The sequence below is a fragment of the Desulfocurvus sp. DL1XJH-121 genome, assembly GCF_054819825.1.
In genome coordinates this window covers 1-17,966 of sequence record NZ_JBTVWW010000016.1, presented here as the reverse complement: position 1 = coordinate 17,966, position 17,966 = coordinate 1, and the positions used below count along the sequence as shown (strand labels likewise).

The window sequence follows — 17,966 nt, the reverse complement described above, 5'->3', positions numbered from 1 at the left end:
TCCTCCGCTTACTTGTCGGAGCCAACCTTGAGGATGGCCTTGCTGTCGGTTTCGCCGGTGGTGGTGATGACCCGCTGGTAGGCCTCGAAGGCCCGCTGGGTCTCGATCATATTGACCATTTCCGTGACCACCTCGACGTTGGGCTGCTCCAGGTAGCCCTGGGCCACCACGGTGCCCTCGGGAACGGGAACCTCCCCGCCCTGGGCGCCGTCCATGAGCTTGAAATAGTTCGCGCCGACCTTCTCCAGTTCCATGGTGTCGGCCACGTCGACCATGTCCAGGACGGCGATCTCCTCGCCGTTGGCGATGATGCGGCCCTGGTCGTCGATGAAGACCTTGGACCCCGGGGGGATCTCCACGACGTCGCCCCCGCCGAGCACGGAATCGCCGCGCCCGTTGATGAGCTGGCCCTCGGACGTGAGGGAGAAGGCCCCGTCGCGGGTGTAGTAGTCCTCGCCGTTCTGGGCGCGGACCTTGAAGAAGCCCTCGCCGGACAGGGCCACGTCCAGGTCGTTGCCCGTCTGCTTGAGGGCGCCCTGGGTGAACTCGGTCTTGGACACGGCGATTCGGGGCTTGGCGTAGTAGTCGGGCGGCGGGAACAGGGCCTCGGAGCGCATGTTCATCATGGGCTCGCGGATGGTGTCGTGGGCGTAGCTCACGAACACGTCCTTGAAGGCCTGGCGGTCCCGCTTATAGCCGGTGGTGTTCACGTTCGCCAAATTGTTGGCGATGATATCCATGCGATGTTCCTGGGTCAGAGCCCCGAACATGGCGGAATACATACTTTCTTGCATCGACGAAGACCTCCCTGGGGTTTGGGTCTGCCCCTTGGGAAGCAAGTTCCGCGCCAAGCAAAACACAGGAATTTCCGCCACTGGCCGAATCCCCGCCAGCCCCCAAAGAGCAAGGCCTGGGCCCGGAAGACGGGAAAAAAGGAAAGCTCCGGACCCGCCGTCAAAACAACGCCGGGGAATCGGAAAAGCGGGAACAGGAAATGGAAAGGAGGCCTAGCGGGTTGCCCCGCGCATGCCGTTCAAAAGTAGTGAGATGCGAGGCGCAAGGGAAATGCAGGACCGACGCGTATTTCAATACGCGAGGGTCTGCATTTTCCGCAGCAACGAAGCAGATCGCTGCTTTTCAACGGCCTGCGCAGCGTTCGCCCCAGAGGTAGAGGACGCGATAGGTGGAGCGCACCCCGCCGCCCTCGCCGAAGAGGTCGGCATAGCGCTCCTGGAAGGCCCGCCAGCGCTCGCGCGAGAAGGGGCGCTTGCGCTGGGTGCTGGTGGCCCCGGTCTCCTGGATGCGGCGCAGGAACTCGCGCACCGAGGGATAGGTCCGGGCGTAGGACACGGTCTGGAACCCGTAGCGCACGTCCCGCATCAGGGACAGAATGGCCAGGATGTCGCGGACGTCGGGCAGGGGCGCCACGCTGCCGAAGCCCGTCTCGCGGCTCACGCGGGCCAGCTCGGCCAGGGTGCCGCGCACGAACATGCCGATGGCGAAGCGCCCGCCCAGGCGCAGGAGGCGCAGGTTGGCGGGCAGGGAATGCTCGGGGCGCTCGTACCATTGCATGGTGGACGAGCTGACCAGCAGGTCGGCCCGGCCCGGGGCAAGGGGCGCGGCCTCGCCGTCCCCGGCCACGTACAGGGCCTCGGCCCGGGGCGCGGCGGCCCTGAGCATGCCCGGGGCGATGTCCAGGCCCACGTAGCGGTCCCAGCTCAGGCGCTCGGCCAGGGCCTCGGTGAACACGCCCCCGCCCGCGCCGATCTCCACGGCCAGGGGGAAATGCCCGGCGGGCAACAGCGCGGCGCACTGCCCAGCCACCTCGCGCTGCACGTCGGCGGCGCGGGCGTAGGTCTCACCCGCGCGGCTGAAATGCAGGGCAACCCGTTTCTTCATGCAACACGTCCAGTATGATCCGCTCCGGGGGCAGATGCCCGAAGTCCATGATGGAAAGCCAGGCCCCGGCGAGCAGCGAAGCCACCTCCCGCCCCGCGGCCATGGGCACCACGCGGTCCCCGGCGCCGTGCAGGATGCGCACCCCGCCGCCGTCCCGACCGGGCTCGACGGCGGCCAGGGAATCCAGGAGATAGCGCAGCCCGGCGCACAGTCTATCACAATGCTCCAGCGGTGGCACGAAGTCCACCCTTTTGGCCCCGCACGCGCGCCAGAAGGCGCGCACCGTGCGCTCGGGCCCCTGGGAGGCGAGGTTTTCCAACATGGCCCGCACCGTGTCCCGGGGGGTGTGCGCGCAAAAGCTCAAAAACGGGGCGAAGAGCACGATGCGGCCGTACAGGGGGAAGAGTTCGTCGGCGTGCTTGAGGACCATGTGCGCGCCCGTGGACCAGGCCGCCAGGAGGTCCCCGCCCCGGCGCAGGGCCGCCAGGGTCCCGGCCTCGTCCAGGTCCGCGAAGGGCTGGACGAAGCGGGTGGTCTCGGCCACCCGGGGCATGAGGGCCGCGTACCCGGCCCAGCCGGACACGAAGGTCACGGCCTGGGGCGCGCTCACCGCCGGGCCCCGGCCAGGGCCGCGAAGGCCCGGCGCACCGCGTCCATGTCCGCGTCGCTGAAGTCCGCGCGCAGGGACAGGCGCAGGCGGGCCGTGCCCTCGGGCACGGACGGCGGGCGGATGGCCGGGACGTAGACGCCATGCTCCAGGAGCAGGCGGTGGGCCGCCAGGGCCGACTCGTTGTCCCCCAGGACCACGGGGATGATCTGCGTGGCGCTGTCCCCGGTGTCGAAGCCGAGGCCGGCCAGGTATTCGCGCAGCCCGGCGGCCAGGGCCAGAACGCGCTCCCCTCGCGAGGGGTCGGCGGCCACTATCTCCAGGGCCGCGAGGTTCGCGCCCACCACCGCCGGAGGCAGGGAGGTGGAAAAGATGAAGGCGCGGCCGAAATTGCGCACCGCGTCCAGAACCTCGCCCCGGCCCGTGATGAAGGCCCCGTAGGAGCCCAGGGCCTTGGAGAAGGTGCCCACCACCGCGTCGGCCTCGCGCTCCAGGCCCAGCTCGTGGGCTAGGCCCCTGCCCTTGCCCAGGACCCCGGTGGCGTGGGCCTCGTCCAGGACCAGCAGTGCCCCGTGGTCCCGCGCCAGGCGCGCCAGGTCCTCCAACGGGGCCAGATCTCCGTCCATGCTGAACACCGTGTCCGTGACCAGGATCTTGCGCGGGGCGTCGGCGTGGCGCTGGAGCATGGCCGACAGGTGCTCCATGTCGCAGTGCCGGTAGCGCACGTGCTCGGCCCGGGACAGGAGGATGCCGTCCACGATGCTGGCGTGGTTCAGGCGGTCCGAGAAGACCGTGACCCCGCGCCCGGCCAGGGCCGTCATCACGCAGAGGTTGGCGGCGTAGCCCGAGCCCACGGTGAGGGAGTCCTCGGCCCCCTTGAAGCGGGCCACGGCCCGGTCCAGGGCGTCGTAGGCCGCGTAGTTGCCCGTTACCAGGCGCGAGGCCCCGCTGGACGCGCCGCAGTCCGCCATGGCGGCCTCGGCGCCCCGGCGCAGGGCCGCTTCCCCGGCCAGGCCCAGGTAGTTGTTGGAGGCCAGGTTCACGAGCCTCCGACCGCCCACCATGAGGTGCGCGTCGGCCCCCCGGTCAACGGCCGGGACCGTCCGCAGCCGGGCCCGGGATTCCAGGTCCAGACGGCGGCGCGAAAGATGCTCGTACCAGGCGTTCTTGCTTGACATGGCGAGCACAGCTACCCCAAATTCTTACGGCTGGCAACGCGACAGGATACTCCATTCCTGCCCTATTGACAATTGATTATTGTTACTAATATACCTCTTTCCACGCCTCGCTGCGCTCAACAACTTCACAGGAGACTCCCCGTGCGCCCCACTTTCCCCTTTTTCATTCAATATGCCGTGCTGGCCCTGATCGCCGCCACAGCTGCCGCGCCCTGGGCCCTGGGCCCGGAGGAAGCGGCCCCGGCCGTGACCGTGCTGGCCGTGCTGGCCGCCCTCACCGCCCTGGCCTCAGCCGTACTTTTCAAGACAACCCTCACCGCTCCCATCAGGGTAGTCAAGGACTACGCCGCCGCCCTGGCCAAGGGCGGCAAGGCCACGCCGCCCTCGCGCCCCCTGGCGGGCGATCCCGCCGCCATCCTGGCCGGCATCGAAAGCCTGCGCGCGTCCCTGGACGCCGCCCGGGTCCACGGCGACCAGGAGGCCGCGACGGCCCGCGAAAAGGCCCGCGAGGCCGAGACGCAGCTGTCCCAGGCCCGCGCCCTGGTGGACAAGGGCCGGGCCCTGGCCGAATCCATGGCCCGGGCCGCGCACACCGCCCGCCCCATCTCGGCCAAGGTCTTCTCCGCCGTGGAGGAGCTGACCTCCCAGATCGACCGCGTAAACCAGGGCGTGGAGGTCCAGCGCGACCGCATGACCGAGACCGCCGCCGCCATGGAAGAGATGAGCGCCACGGTCATGGAGGTGGCCAAGAACGCATCCGACTCCGCGGCCAGCGCGGCGCGCTCGCGCGAGAACGCCCAGGCCAGCGCCACGGACGTGCGCACGGCCGTGGACTCCATGCGCCAGATCGAAGGCCGGATGCTGAATCTCAAGGAGACCATGGACCAGCTGGGCGTCAAGGCCGACGGCATCGGCAAGGTCATCAACGTGATCAACGAAATCGCGGACCAGACCAACCTCCTGGCGCTCAACGCGGCCATCGAGGCCGCCCGCGCGGGCGAGGCCGGGCGAGGCTTCGCCGTGGTGGCCGACGAGGTGCGCAAGCTGGCCGAGAAGACCATGGCCGCCACCGGCGAGGTCAGCCAGGCCGTGCAGGAGATCCAGGCCACGGCCAAGGACAACATCAAGGCCGTAGAGGACACCGCCGGATTCATCGCCCAGAGCACGGGCGCGGCCAACGAGGCCGGGCGCTCCATGGAGGAGATCGTGGTCCTGGTGGAGGACACAGCCACGCAGGTGGAGTCCATCGCCACGGCCAGCGAGGAGCAGTCCGCCACCGCCGAGGAGATCAACCGCGCCGTGGCCGAGGTCACGCGCGTGGCCGGGGACACGGCGCAGGGCATGACCTCGGCGGCCCAGGCGCTGATGGAAATCTCAAGCCTCGTCGAGGAGTTGGACACCCTGGTGCGCGACCTGGGCGAGGCCAAGGGCGGCGCTGCCGACGACGTCAAGGGCCAACTCGTATCCTGGGACGACTCCCTGTCCGTGAACGTCAAGGCCATCGACAAGCAGCACAAGACCCTCATCGACCTCATCAACGAGCTGCACGCGGCCATGCGCGACCGCCGGGGCAACGCCATCCTCCTGGACGTGGTCAAGCGCCTCAAGGACTACACCGTGACCCACTTCAAGTTCGAGGAGACCCTGTTCGACAAGCACGGCTACCCGAACAGCAAGGAGCACAAGAAGATCCACGTCAAGTTCGTGGACACGGTGGCCAAGTTCGACGCGGACCTGCGCGCCGGGCGGGCCACGGTGTCCATGGAGGTGCTGCGCTTCCTCAAGCAGTGGCTCATCGACCACATCCAGGGCACGGACCAGCAGTACAGCAAGTTCCTGAACTCCAAGGGCGTGAAGTAACCCCCGGGGTCCGCCGAACCAAAAACAAGGCCCCCGCCTCCGGTCCAGACCAGTGGCGGGGGCTTTTCATGGCCGGGGAAAATCAGTCCTTGCGCGGCTCGTCGGCGAAGGGGCAGACCGTGCCGCCCACCCGGGCCTCGCACAGCCCGCCCACGGCCCGCCCGTCGCGGGAGGACTCCTCCTCGATGGGCTCCACGTGGATGGTCACCTGGGCCCCGGGCAGGGCCTTGTGGATGGCGTCCTCGATGTCGCAGCACAGGGCGTGGGACTCGGCCACGGGCGTGGCCCCGGGCAGGAGCAGGTGGAAGTCGATGAAGCGCCTGGCCCCGGAGCGCCGGGTGCGCAGGGCGTGGTAGGTGACGTGCTCCGGGGCGCACTCCCGGATCACGGCCCCGATGGCCTGGATGTCCTCGTCGGGCAGGGCCGCGTCCATGAGCCCGCCGAAGGAGCGCCGGATGAGGTCCATGCCCGTGAATACGATGTTCCCGGCCATGACCAGGGCCACGGCCGGGTCCAGCCAGGCCCAGGACGGGGGCGCGATCAGCAGGACCCCCAGCCCGGCCACCAGCCCGGCGGAGGTCCAGACGTCGGTCATGAGATGCCGGGCGTCGGCCTCCAGGGTGATGGAGTCGTAGCGCCGGGACGCGGCCAGAAGCACGCGGGCGGTTGCGAAGTTCACGGCCGAGGCCACAAGGGCCAGGCCCAGGCCCAGGCCCAGGCGCTGGGGCGGCTCGGGGCTCAGGAAGCGCCCCCAGGCCGCCCAGGCGATGCCCCCGGCGGCCACGATGATCAGCGCACCCTCGAACACGCTGGAAAAATACTCGGCCTTGCCGTGGCCGTAGGCGTGATGCTCGTCCGCCGGACGCGCGGCCAATATCAGCACCCACAGGGCCAGCCCGGCGGCGGCCAGGTTGACCACGGATTCGGCGGCGTCGGACATCAGGCCCACGGACCCAGTGAGGAAATAGGCCCCGGACTTGAGGCCCAGGGTGGTCAGGGCCGCAGCCACGGACAGGACGGCGTAGCGGGCAGGAGCTGCTTGCATGGGGAGCGATGGTGGTTCGAGGAAGCCGTCCCGCGCGCCCCGTCACGGCGGGGAGGCGGCAGCGCGCACAGTGTAGGCCCAATCGAAGGCCGGTTCAAGCCTCGGCCCTCCCGCACGTCCGTGGCCGAATATTGCGCCCCGCCGTGGACGGGTATACATTTCGGACAATCCCCCCATTCCCATCCCGGAGGCCTCATGTTCCGCATCCGCCGCATCTTCGACGACATCGTGCCGCGCGACCGGCAGGCCGTGGCCCAGGTCCAGGCCATCCTCAAGGCCCAGTTCCGGGACGCCCCGGCCGGGGAGTACGAGGACATCCCGGCCAAGCTGCGCGACCCCCTGTCCTACGGCTTCAAGACCATCCTCTTCGTGGCCGAGGGGCGGGACGCGGTGCGCGGTTTCGCCCTGCTGCTGCACGCGCCGGATCTGTCCTTCTGCTATCTGGACTACATCGGCTCCCTGCCCGGCCGCACCAGCCGGGGCATCGGCGGCTCGCTCTACGAACGCGTGCGCGAGGAGGCGCTGCTCCTGGGCGACATGGGCATCTTCCTGGAATGCCCGTCCGACGACTCGGCCATCTGCCGCGACGCCTCGCTGCTGCGCCAGAACGCTGCGCGGCTCAAATTCTACGAACGCTACGGGGCCAGGCCCATCGTGAACACGGCCTACGAGACCCCCCTGTCCCCGGAGGACGACAGCCCGCCCGTGCTGGTCTTCGACGGCCTGGGAATCATGGCCGCGCCGCCCCTGGGGCCCACCAAGACCATCGTGCGCGCCATACTGGAGCGCAAGTACGGCAAGCGCTGCCCCGCGGGCTACGTCGACGGCGTGGTTCGCTCCTTCCGGGACAACCCCGTGCGCATCCGCAAACCGCGCCAAACAATCACCCAGGCCCCGGCCCCGATGCCGGGCAGCACCCCGAGCATCTTCCTGACCGTCAACGAACGCCACGACATCCACCACGTGCACGAGCGCGGCTATGTGGAGTCCCCGGCGCGGGTGGGCAGGATCCTGGAGGCCCTGGAGCCCACGGGCCTCTTCCAGCGCGCCGAGGCCAAGCGCCACCCCGAGCGCGCCATCCTGGCCGTGCACGACGAGGGCATGGTGCGCTACTTCAAGGCCGCCACCGCGAGCCTCAAGCCCGGCAAATCCCTCTACCCGTACGTCTTCCCCATCCGCAACCAGGCCCGGCCGCCCAAGGAACTGCCCGTGCGCGCGGGCTACTACTGCATCGACACCTTCACCCCGCTGAACGCAAACGCCTTCCTGGCGGCCAAGGGGGCCGTGGACTGCGCCCTGACCTCGGCCGACGCCATCCTGGACGGCCAACGCCTGGCCTACGCCCTGGTGCGGCCCCCGGGGCACCACGCCGAGCGCAAATCCTTCGGCGGATTCTGCTACTTCAACTCCGCGGCCGTGGCCGCCCACCACCTCTCGGCCCACGGGCGCATCGCCGTGCTGGACATCGACTACCACCACGGCAACGGCGCCCAGGACATCTTCTACGGCCGCGAAGACGTGCTCACGGTGTCCATCCACGGGCACCCGAGCTTCGCCTATCCCTATTTCAGCGGATTCGCCGACGAAACCGGCGAGGGACGGGGGCGGGGCTGCAACCTGAACCTGCCCCTCAAGGAAAACGTGGACGGCGAGGCTTACGCCAAGGCCCTGGAAAAGGCCCTCAAGCGCATCCGTTCCTTCGGCCCCAGCGTGCTGGTGGTCTGCCTGGGCCTGGACACGGCCAAGGGCGACCCCACGGGCACCTGGGCCCTGGGCCAGGGCGACTTCGAGGCCAACGGACGGGCCATCGGCTCCCTGGGCCTGCCCGTGCTGGTGGTCCAGGAGGGCGGCTACCGCATCCGGACCATGGGGGCCAACGCCCGCCGGTTCTTCCTGGGGCTGCGCGCCGGGGCCTGGGGCCTGCGGGAGAACGGCGCGGCCGCGAACAGGACGGCGTAGCGGGCAGGAGCTGCTTTGATGGTTCGAGGAAGCCGCCCCGCGCGCCCCGTCACGGCGGGCAGGCGGCGGCGCGCACAGCGTCTGCGCAACACCCCTCCGGTCAAGTCGGCACAAAAAGGGGCGGCCCATGCCCTCCCCCGCCCGAAGGCGGCATGGAAAGGATGAAACCGATGCTCCACGCCGGACGGCTCCCGGAATCCGGCCCGGCCGTCAACGCGCGGGCGGCTGGTACATGTCCACGGCCAGGGCCGTGAGCCCGCGCAGCACGTCCTCGGGCAGATGCCGATAAGGCTGCATCACCGTGCCCGGATAGCCCTCGCTGATAATCTGCATGGCCCGCGCGGGCATGACCGTGAAGCGCGTGAGATCCGGCGGGGCCGGCCTGAGGGTCGCGCCGAACTCGCTGACCTCGCCGCCCACGCCGTGGCAGGTGGCGCAGGTGTCGGCCCAGACCTCCTCGGCCCGCGCGCCCGCGGCCCCGGCGCGGCCCGGGTCCGAAAAGACCTGGAAACGCTTATCCAGTTCATCCATGACGGACTCCAGCTTGCCGCGGTCGAAAACCGTGAAATAGGGCATGGCCGAACCGGGCACACCCATGGCCAGGATCGTGTGCAGGTAATCCCTGTGCACACGCACCGAGGCTATGTCCTCGGCCTGGACCAAGAGCCTGCGCGCTGCCGGCCCCTTGCCGCGCCCGTTCAGGCCGTGGCACGGGGCGCAACTCTTCTCGAAGATGGTGGCCCCGTTGTCGTGCACCGTGGCCAACTTGGCCTTGAACCCCGCGAGGGCCTCCTCGCGCAGGGGGGCCAGGGCCTTGGCCTCTTCAGCGCGGGCCTCAAGGGCCGCCTGATGCGGCCCTTCCATGGCCTGTTCCTGAAGCATCTGGCGGGCCGTGAGCATGGCCACCAGGGCCACGGGCAACAGCGCCAGCAGCGCCGCCGGGGCCAGCCGCCCCTCCTTGCAGGCCGCCGGACGCAGAGCCCAGAGCACGGCCATGGCCGCCAGGGTGCCCACGGTCACGGCCAGGACCACGGGCCAACTCAACGTGTCCATGAGAGTGAAGACCAGGGGCAGGCCCACCACAACCTGGAACAGGGTCGCTCCGAAGACCCAGCGCCGCAGCCGCGCGGCGCGCTCGGGGTTGCGCGAGGCCGAAAAGAACAGATGAAAGGCAGCGCCCAGCACCAGGGAAGCCCCCAGCACGTGCAGGTAGCGCAGCACCCAGTGCGGCACGTAGTCCCCAAGGTCCGCGAAGCCGTGAGCCCCAACCGGGGCCCAAAGATCGGGCCGCTCCATGAGGGACAGGGCCCCGGTGAACACGGCGGGCACCGTGAGCAGAAGGCCCACGCCCAGCACGCCCAGCACCGAGGACAGCCTGGGCAGGGAGCCCAGCTTGTGGGCAAAGGCGTCGATGAGCAGAAAGGCGCAGATGAGCAGGGGAATCACGGCCAGCCAGGCGTAGGCGTTGAGCCCCGTGGCCGTGAAGAAGGCGTTGGAATACTTGACCTGGATGAGCAGCAGCGGCCCCACGCCCAGGACCACGGCCAAGCTCTTCAGCCCCAGGTGGGACTCGGCCACGTGGCGGTCCCAACCCGGGTTCGCGCCCTCCCCCGTGGCCCTGCCGTGCAGGAAGAAGAACAGGCTGAGCATGGCCGTGCCCAACATGAGCAGCACGAACAACAGGTGCAGGCCGAAGGTCACGAAGAGCAGGCCCCGCAGCCAGCCCTCGGACAGGGGCATGCGCAGGAACAGATCGGTCACGGCGTCCATCACTTGCCCTCCTTGAGAAGCTGCGGCCTGGGGCGCACGTCCCGGTTGGCCAGATGGTAGAGGTAGGTGGACATGGTCAGCCGCTCCTGCTCCGTGCCCGAGAACGGGGCCATGAAGGGCACCATGCTCTCGGTGATGGAGGTGATGGCGTTGACGCCTTCCAGGGTGCGGCCCTGGATGCGCGCGGTGATGTCGTTGATGCCGCCGATGGTGTGGCAGACCCCGCAGTTGGCGTCGAACAGCGCCCTGCCCGCCCGGGCTCCGGCCACGGGCTCATGGTTCTCGGCCACCCAGGCCAGATGCGGCAGCAGCCCGGTGCGCGCGGCGTCCAGGCCGCGCGTCAGGGGCACCTGGTTGGCGTACATGTAGCCCGGGATGAGATAGGGCCCGCGCACGAATTCGCGCACCCGTTCGAACTCCACCACCAGGCCCACGGCCAGGACCAGGGCCGGGACGCAGAGGACGCGGGACAACATGCGCCGTCCGGCCAGCCCGGCCAATCCGGCCAGGGCCAGGAAGACCACGGCCACGGTGTTCAGCACGGGCAGGAACCCGGGAGTCTGGGACAGGGCCGAGGTGGCCACGGCGAACTTCCAGTGGGTCAGGTAGGTCGCGGGCACGCGGGAGAAATAGATCGCCGCGCTCGCGCCCGCCACCGCGGCGCAGGCCAGGAGAACCAGCCCGCAAAGACGCAGGGCCCGCCGCCGGTCAGCGTCCGCGCCCTTGAAGCGCCAGGCGACCCAGGCCAGGGCCGTTAGAGCGCCCAGGGCCAGGCCCGCAAAGATGCGCAAAAAGCACTGGGGGGCGAAGGTCGGGTTGAAATAGGCCTGGGCGAAGCCCTGGCCCCAGGGCCAGCCGTCCGGGGTGAGCATGAAGCCCAGGATACCCGAGATGAGCACGGCCGAGGCCAGGGCCACGGCCACGTAGCCCCAGCCCACCAGGACCAGCAGCCAGGGCCGCTTTTCCAGAATCCTGTCCCAGAGGAAATAGAAAATCACCAGCAGGATCACCTCGCTGGTGAAGGCCAGCCATTCGATGAACCAGGGCCAGAAGAAGAGGTGGATCAGGGAGCCTATGCCCTGGGGGGCCAGGGTGCCGGTGATGAACCAGATGCCCACGCCGGTCATGGCGCCCACGGAGGTTGTGACGACCACGGCCGGGCCCAGGAGCCTGCGGGCCATGTCGATCCAGAACCGGCCCCTGCCCGCCACGCCCAGGTGCAGGAAGAGCACCACCATGGTCACCAGGCCGATGGCCAGGCCATGGCTGATGAGCACGTGCAGCACGGCGTCCAGGGCGATGGTCATGCCGTCGCCCAGGCCCGGGATGTGATGTACGGGAAAGTTCATTTCACCATCCCCTCCCCGAGCTTGAGCACGCGCTCGATCTTGTTGGGATGCGTTGCCTTGAACTTGGGCCGAGGCTTGCCGTGCGCGAACCCGGCCACGTCCACGGCCTGCTCCTTGGTCAACTCCGGCGCGTTCTTGGGCATGAAGCGGTAGGCGAAGCTGGAGAAGGTCCGCACGCGGTGCATGCCCGCGCCGTCGTTGAAGGACCCGTCGCCCCACAGGGCCGGGGCGATGTCCGTGCCCTGGCCGTCGTCACCGTGGCAGCGGGCGCAGACGTCGGCGTACACGGCTTCGCCGTTTTTCATGTCGGGCTTGTGGTCGATGCCCAGGTCATGGGGCAGACGCAGCCAGGGCACGTCGGCGTGGATGGGGATGCCCTTGGAAATCCAGTGGTAATAGGCCTGCAGGGACTGCATGATCTGGCCGTGGGGCGGCGGGGCCACGCCGTTCATGCTGCGCTCGAAGCAGCCCGAAGTGCGCAGGGTCAGGTCCGCCGAGTAGTCGCGACGGCCCCGGTAGCGCGGATACGTGGCGGCCACGCCCACCAGGGGGATGCTGTCCTTGCTCAGCCCCCCGTCGAAATGGCAGTTGGTGCAGGCCAGGTCGTTGCCCACGTATTTGCCCGCGTATTTCTTGGTCTCAGTCATGATCTTGTAGCCCAGGAGCACGGCCTCGCGGATATCCTCCGGGGCCTCGTCTAGGGCCGGGGGATCGAAGACCACCCCCAGGGGCTCGATGCGCCCCCCCTCGGCCCCCTGAAAGGCCACGGGCTTGTCCAGGGACGAAGCCCCCCGGAAAAAGGACACGATCCAGACCGCGCCCACCAGAAGCAGGACGACCACCAACAGCGAGAAAAACACCTTTCCCGAACGCATAACGACTCCCAAAAGAGGCTGAGGCCAAAGGTTCCGAAAACAAAAAACCGACGAATTCCGCCCGAACCGGGCTGGACCGCCTTAAGCGTTGCGCCGCGCGAAAAACTCCGCCCAGGGGCCGCCGCGCGCAACTTCTTCATAGTATGCGCGTAGGATAGCAGAGAAGGTCGGGACATGAAAGGTGATATATCAAATGCTCAAAAACAGCTGCGCTCCTGGCCGGATATCCGGGTTAAAAATGCAAACGCCCATTCAGGACGCACGCAAGCAACAGATTCTCCCCTGTACAAACACAAATAATGTCGTCCCCCTCTTCATGCTCGCGAAACTTCGCCAAGCAGGCCCGCTCCACAGAAGGAAAACGGACAGGATACCGCCTACTCGCCGGGCTGTGCTTCTGGACAAAAATCGGGTATCGGATATTCAAGCCGCCACAGCAAACGGCGGGGCCACCTCGCCATTGCCTAGGGGAGCCCATGCACCGCATCTATATCGCCGTTGCTGTCTTGGAAGACGACGATCTGGACTCCGTGCGCGGCGAACCCTGGTTCCGGGACATCCTGGACCAGGTCTGCGCCAAGGAAGCGCAGCGGGACTGACTCCCCTCACAGGCGGCATAACGGCGAACCATCACGTGAGGAGGAAACTCATGGACGGCCTCGACAACCGCTTTCGACCGCTCTTAATCCTATGTCTGCTTCTGCTCGTGGCGGCGTGCGGCGCCACGGCCGGCCTCTCCCGGCGGGATGCGCTCCATGTCCAGGAGCAAGGGAGTTTCGCCATCGGAGGCAAGGTTATCCGGCATCCGGGAACGTTCGATGCGTCCGCCCGTTCACCCGAAGGCCAGACCCTTCACGGCGACCACGCCTACGTGTTCTACCAGGTTCCCGAAAACACACGTGAACGCCCTCTCGTGCTCTGGCACGGATTCGGCCAGTTCTCCAAGACCTGGGAAACCACGCCGGACGGGCGCGAAGGCTACCAGACCATCTTCCTGCGCCGGGGGTTCAGCGTCTATGTCCTGGACCAGCCCAGGCGAGGCAACGCGGGACGCGGCACCGAGGGCGCGACCGTCGAAGCGGTCCCCAACGATCAATTCTGGTTCAACCTCTTCAGGGTCGGCTACTGGCCGCACTACCACCCCGGGGTTCAGTTCTCGAAGTCGCCGCAAGCCCTGGCCCAGTTTTTCCGCCAGATGACACCCGACACCGGCCCCATTGACCTGGAGGCGAACTCCGACGCCGTGGCCGCGCTGTTCCGCAAGATCGGCCCGGGCATCCTCGTCACCCACTCCCACAGCGGCGGCATGGGCTGGGCGGCGGTGCTCAAGAGCCAGGACATCCGCGCCGTGGCCTCCTACGAACCGGGCAGCAACTTTATTTTCCCCGAAGGGGAAGTCCCTCCCCCGGTCAAAAGCGCCTTCGGCGATTTCGGAGCCCGCGGCGTGCCGCAGGAGGAGTTCATGAAGCTGACGCGCATCCCCATCGTCCTCTACTACGGCGACTACATTCCCGACGAGCCGTCGGAACTCTTCTGGATGGACCAATGGCGAGTCAGGCTTGTGATGGCGCGCCTCTGGGCCGACGCAGTCAACCGGCATGGCGGGGACGTCACGCTGGTGCGCCTGCCCGAGATCGGCATCTTCGGCAACACCCATTTCCCATTTTCCGATTTGAACAACCTCGCCGTCGCGGACCTGCTCTCCGCCTGGCTGGCTGAAAAGAACCTGGACTGAGGCGACGCCGCGCAGAGCCGATCCCGTGATCGCCGCCCTGCGCACTCCGCAAAAAAAAGAGGGCGGCACAGGCCGCCCTCTTCGTGTGTACAGCACGGGAAACGGGCCTGGACCGGGCCGAGGTCTTCGTCCTCGCGGCCGCCGCCCTGCGGGGCCGAAGCCCTACGACACGGGTCCCGGCTTGAAGCCCCGCCCTTCCCCGCCGCGAAGGGCGGCCAGGAAAGCGCGCGTCAGGCGCAGGACCTCAGGGTCGTCGGTGACGCCCGGGAAGCGCATGTCCGTGGCGCAAAGCCCGGGGGTGGCCGGGACCGTGGCCACGGGCAACTCGTCCTCCCACTGCAGGCCCGGGGTCAGGCTGATGAGATAGACGAAGCCCGCGTCCAGGAGCGGCTTGCGCACGCCGCAGACATAGGCGTCCTTGCCGTCTATGACCAGGCGCAGGGCCGGAGCGCCGTCAAGGTACGTATATTCGGAAGATTGTATGTCGAGCATGGGATATCTCCCCTATGGTTGGGTTGTCGTAGCCGTGATGTTGCCCACCACGCCGGGCTGCCTCATGAATTCGCGGCACAGATCCTGGCCATCCCCGAGGAACTCCGTCTCCAGCCCGTCGCTCATGAACAGAACCTCGCGCTGCATGTTGCCCATGAGCACGCTGGTCTGCGCATGAGAGTCGGACACGCTGGAATGCTGCGCGCCGAGGAAGAAGGAGTTGAAGACCCGGTGGTGGGGCACCGTGGTGACGGTGGCGTCCTGGCCGCCCGCGCCCATCACGGGGCTGAGGATGGACGAGGAATCCGAGGCCCCGCGCGTCATCACGCCCTTGTCCCCGGGGTTCTCGATGCCGTACATGGCGAGCACGCCCTGCCCTTCCACGCGGTACAGCCGGATCACGCCGTTCTCGGGGTCGTTGCCCGGGAAATCGAAATTGGCCAACATCTCCATTTGCATGGCGACTTGGTAGCGGATGGAGGTGTCGAACATGGAGGTATCCGTGGCGGGCTGTCCGGCGATGTCCTCCCTGGTGCGGTCCGTGGTCGTGGAAACCTGGTCGATATAGGCCCCCATGTCCCCGCCCGTGATGCCGGAATTCAGGCCCTGCCAATAGCCGCGCGGCGCGTGGGCGAACTTTTCGTAGCATTCCCCGGACTTGATGGTCACGGGGCCGTGCTGGTCGCTCTTGGCCTGGAAGTAGTGGTCCTCGGACACGGCGCGGGACCGCGCCAGGTAGCCCTTGACGGCCATGCTGGTGGGGCACCAGGACGAAAACACCTGGCACTGTCCCGTGACCTGCAACAGCGCGGAACTGCCGCCCCGGGCGTCCACCAGCTCGTAGAACTTGTCCGAGACGCTGTCCTTGCCGCGCAGACCGTCCATGCCCTCCAGCTCCCCGAAATAGGCTTTTTCATGGGTCTGGGCCCCGAGGGTGCGGGGCAGCACGTCGGATATGCCCGCCCTGCGGATGTCCAGCCGGGCCACGATGACGCCCTGGGTATGCTCCGCGGTCCAATGGTCCGCGTCCATCTTCAGGGCCGTGGTCGCCATCTCCAGGGCCTGGTCCAGGCGCTTGGCGGCGACCTCGCGGAACTCCGCGGGCTCCAGCTTGGCTATCTGCTCCCTGAGCCGGTCCTTGTTCTCCAGAATGGTGCGCGAGAGGTCGTAGACGTTGGTGCCCGTGCCGGACAGGTCCTGGGAGAAGAGCTTGACCGGATACAGCTCCTTGCCGGCCAGGGCGTCGGGCGCGAGCAGGGCCGTGCCGATCTTTTGGCCCAGGGCGCCGTGCTCCCGGGCGAAGGAGGCCAGCACGTCGTCGGTCCTGTTGTCGGAGAAGTGCAGCTTGCCGCTGGAGTCCGCTTCCATGAACGCTTCGCGCAACGGCTGGTAGGAGCTGGCGTCGCTGATGTAGAACAGCTTCTGCATGGCCAGGAGGTCCCTGGGGGGAACGCCGGAATCCTGGGCCAGCCCGCGAATGCCCGAAAGGACCTGCTTCACGTCGTGGGTCTTGCCCTGCTGCCACTCGCCCAGGAGGTCGTTGTTCACCAGGTTCAGGGCCAGACGCACCTGCTGCTCGCTGTAGCCCATCTTCTGCATGGCCTCTTTCATGATGGGCACCGTGAACTCGTGCTGCCGGGCGTTGTCCCCGTGGCACAGGGACTTGCCGATGTCGTGGAAGGCCAGCACCGTCTTCATGAAGCGGTCGGCGTTGAAATCCTCGAACCCCGGCTTGCCCTGGAGGCGCGCGGTCATCCCGTCCAGGTCGTAGTGGCTCTTCTGGTCCTCATACTGGGTCAGGACCTGCTCCGTGTGCCTGCCCACGGTGAAATCCCTGCCCAGGCCGAAACCCCCGTCATAGAGCGTGGCGAAGCGGGGGATGTCGCGCATGCCCGTGAGCACTTCGCGGGGGCTGAGATCGGCGTTGCGCATGATCTTCCCCAGATTGCCCAGGCCCTGGGTCTCCTGCCGCTCGACCCCGTGTTCCAGGCTGGATATCTTGGATTCCGTGCGCCCGTCGCTGTCCAGGATCCTGTTCAGCTCCCAGTCCTGCATGCCCCGGATCTCGCCGAGGGTGCCCTGGGCGAAGCAGCCGTACTCGGCCTGCACCCTGCCCATGAACCCTTCCATGCGGGCGCGGTTGGCCATGCGCGGGATGTCGGAGCCGCTGATCTTGTCGAGGTTTTGGACCGTGGACGGGACGGCCCCGAAGGACTGCCGCATGGCCATGGTCAGGGCCTGCAGGGCGCCCCTGTTCTGCTGCCGGATGGAAGAGGAAAAGAAGCCGAGAATGGACCGGCCCAGGGAAAATTTGGATTCCTTGATCTCGCCGCCCTGGAGATACAGCGTGCCCGAGGTGTTCTTCAAGGCCTCCAGGTCCACCGAGACCCTCTGGCTGCCGACGTTGACTTCAAGTGCCATGGGAATGCTCCGTGCTGCGATTGTCTGCCCGAATTGAAACGTCGGCCGCCTCCTAGACCCTCAGGAACCCGTCGCCGATGACGTCGGTTCCCGGGCTCTCCCCGGCAGGGCCCGAAGCGCCGATGCGCTCCGTCCAGAACAGGGCCGCCGTGAGAAAGGCCTCCAGCCTGGCCTTGAAATAGGCAACATCCATACCAGGAACACCCAGGCGCATGGTCAGGGTGGCCACGCCGCGCTCGGGATCCAGGCCGAGAGCCCCGCCCCCCGTGGCCTGGCAGAGGACGTTGCCCTGCAGCATGTCCTCGCACACGGCCTGGCGGCACCCGGCAGGCACGCTGCCCAACTCCATGAAGACGTCAACATCGTTGACGTCTTCCACCAGCCGGATGTGAACGATTCTGGCCCTGTCCACGGCCAGACAGGTGTAGCCGTCCTGCAGCAGAATCCCCGCGGGATTGAGCTCCAGCTCCCGGGCGAGCTCGGCGAGCACATCGTTCAAGGCGTCTTCCATGCCCATGGCCTCCGTCCCAATTGATTGAGATATCACGAAACCAGCCCCTATTCCTCGTCAATGCCGGGAATGATACGAGCACAATACCCCGTCGCGCAAGGGAAATTCGAATCCTCCGGGCACGGCCGCCCGGAGGAACCACAAAATGTGCTGTTAGTTATCACCTGACAGTAGACCACAAAAGCGAAGTGGTCATGCCGCCCTTGGTTGGGGTACGGCTGGAGTTACGAAACTTCACCGAAACCTCGACCAGGAGAACGTCATG

At 67.7% G+C, this 17,966-nt stretch carries 15 protein-coding genes; 4 read left to right on the top strand and 11 right to left on the bottom strand.

Annotated elements, in window-relative coordinates:
- Positions 1-8: 8 nt before the first annotated feature.
- The 4 genes from flgF to ACYYG1_RS11685 all read right to left on the bottom strand — a co-directional run bounded on the left by flgF (position 9) and on the right by ACYYG1_RS11685 (position 3,684).
- Complete coding sequence (gene flgF / locus ACYYG1_RS11700; protein ID WP_461210554.1) at positions 9-782, bottom strand: flagellar basal-body rod protein FlgF; 774 nt, start codon at positions 780-782, stop codon at positions 9-11.
- A gap of 355 nt (positions 783-1,137) precedes the next feature.
- Positions 1,138-1,899 (bottom strand): methyltransferase domain-containing protein, encoded by a 762-nt coding sequence (locus ACYYG1_RS11695; protein WP_461210495.1) that lies wholly within the window; start codon positions 1,897-1,899, stop codon positions 1,138-1,140.
- Positions 1,859-2,509: an alpha/beta hydrolase gene (locus ACYYG1_RS11690; protein ID WP_461210494.1), complete on the bottom strand. Its 651-nt coding sequence runs from the start codon at positions 2,507-2,509 to the stop codon at positions 1,859-1,861. The genes ACYYG1_RS11695 and ACYYG1_RS11690 overlap by 41 nt, the downstream gene beginning before the upstream one ends.
- On the bottom strand, positions 2,506-3,684 hold the full coding sequence (locus ACYYG1_RS11685; RefSeq protein ID WP_461210493.1) for an aminotransferase class I/II-fold pyridoxal phosphate-dependent enzyme: 1,179 nt from the start codon (positions 3,682-3,684) through the stop codon (positions 2,506-2,508). The genes ACYYG1_RS11690 and ACYYG1_RS11685 overlap by 4 nt, the downstream gene beginning before the upstream one ends.
- Positions 3,685-3,825: 141 nt before the next feature.
- Here ACYYG1_RS11685 and ACYYG1_RS11680 point away from each other — a divergent pair, with 141 nt between their 5' ends.
- Positions 3,826-5,544, top strand: coding sequence for a bacteriohemerythrin (locus ACYYG1_RS11680; RefSeq protein ID WP_461210492.1), 1,719 nt, complete (start codon positions 3,826-3,828; stop codon positions 5,542-5,544).
- Between the two features lie 82 nt (positions 5,545-5,626).
- Here ACYYG1_RS11680 and ACYYG1_RS11675 read toward each other — a convergent pair whose 3' ends face one another.
- A complete protein-coding gene (locus ACYYG1_RS11675; RefSeq protein ID WP_461210491.1) occupies positions 5,627-6,589 on the bottom strand; it encodes a cation diffusion facilitator family transporter in 963 nt (320 codons plus the stop codon).
- 195 nt (positions 6,590-6,784) lie between these two features.
- Between ACYYG1_RS11675 and ACYYG1_RS11670 the strand changes: the two genes are divergently transcribed.
- Positions 6,785-8,548, top strand: a complete 1,764-nt coding sequence (locus ACYYG1_RS11670) for an acetylpolyamine amidohydrolase (RefSeq protein ID WP_461210490.1) — start codon at positions 6,785-6,787, stop codon at positions 8,546-8,548.
- A 210-nt stretch (positions 8,549-8,758) separates the two neighbouring features.
- Here ACYYG1_RS11670 and ACYYG1_RS11665 read toward each other — a convergent pair whose 3' ends face one another.
- The 3 genes from ACYYG1_RS11665 to ACYYG1_RS11655 are packed head-to-tail and all read right to left on the bottom strand — an operon-like array spanning position 8,759 to position 12,542.
- Positions 8,759-10,318, bottom strand: coding sequence for a cytochrome c (locus ACYYG1_RS11665; protein ID WP_461210489.1), 1,560 nt, complete (start codon positions 10,316-10,318; stop codon positions 8,759-8,761).
- Positions 10,318-11,667 (bottom strand): c-type cytochrome, encoded by a 1,350-nt coding sequence (locus ACYYG1_RS11660; protein WP_461210488.1) that lies wholly within the window; start codon positions 11,665-11,667, stop codon positions 10,318-10,320. Before ACYYG1_RS11660 ends, ACYYG1_RS11665 begins: the two co-directional genes overlap by 1 nt.
- The gene (locus ACYYG1_RS11655; RefSeq protein ID WP_461210487.1) at positions 11,664-12,542 is read right to left on the bottom strand and encodes a c-type cytochrome; all 879 of its coding nucleotides are present in this window, start codon (positions 12,540-12,542) and stop codon (positions 11,664-11,666) included. The genes ACYYG1_RS11660 and ACYYG1_RS11655 overlap by 4 nt, the downstream gene beginning before the upstream one ends.
- Before the next feature lie 476 nt (positions 12,543-13,018).
- Here ACYYG1_RS11655 and ACYYG1_RS11650 point away from each other — a divergent pair, with 476 nt between their 5' ends.
- Together ACYYG1_RS11650 and ACYYG1_RS11645 are read left to right on the top strand one after the other, a co-directional pair.
- Positions 13,019-13,141 carry a hypothetical protein gene (locus tag ACYYG1_RS11650; protein WP_461210486.1) on the top strand — a complete coding sequence of 41 codons (123 nt, stop codon included), beginning with the start codon at positions 13,019-13,021 and terminating at the stop codon, positions 13,139-13,141.
- A gap of 50 nt (positions 13,142-13,191) precedes the next feature.
- The gene (locus tag ACYYG1_RS11645; protein WP_461210485.1) at positions 13,192-14,277 is read left to right on the top strand and encodes an alpha/beta hydrolase; all 1,086 of its coding nucleotides are present in this window, start codon (positions 13,192-13,194) and stop codon (positions 14,275-14,277) included.
- Positions 14,278-14,439: 162 nt separating this feature from the next.
- On the opposite strand, the gene ACYYG1_RS11640 is transcribed toward ACYYG1_RS11645, so the two are convergent.
- From ACYYG1_RS11640 to ACYYG1_RS11630, 3 genes are read right to left on the bottom strand one after another with little or no spacing between them, the layout of a single operon-like run.
- A complete protein-coding gene (locus ACYYG1_RS11640; protein ID WP_461210484.1) occupies positions 14,440-14,769 on the bottom strand; it encodes a hypothetical protein in 330 nt (109 codons plus the stop codon).
- A gap of 12 nt (positions 14,770-14,781) precedes the next feature.
- Positions 14,782-17,190, bottom strand: coding sequence for a hypothetical protein (locus ACYYG1_RS11635; protein WP_461210483.1), 2,409 nt, complete (start codon positions 17,188-17,190; stop codon positions 14,782-14,784).
- A gap of 52 nt (positions 17,191-17,242) precedes the next feature.
- Positions 17,243-17,701 (bottom strand): type III secretion system chaperone, encoded by a 459-nt coding sequence (locus ACYYG1_RS11630; RefSeq protein ID WP_461210482.1) that lies wholly within the window; start codon positions 17,699-17,701, stop codon positions 17,243-17,245.
- Positions 17,702-17,966 lie beyond the last annotated feature (265 nt).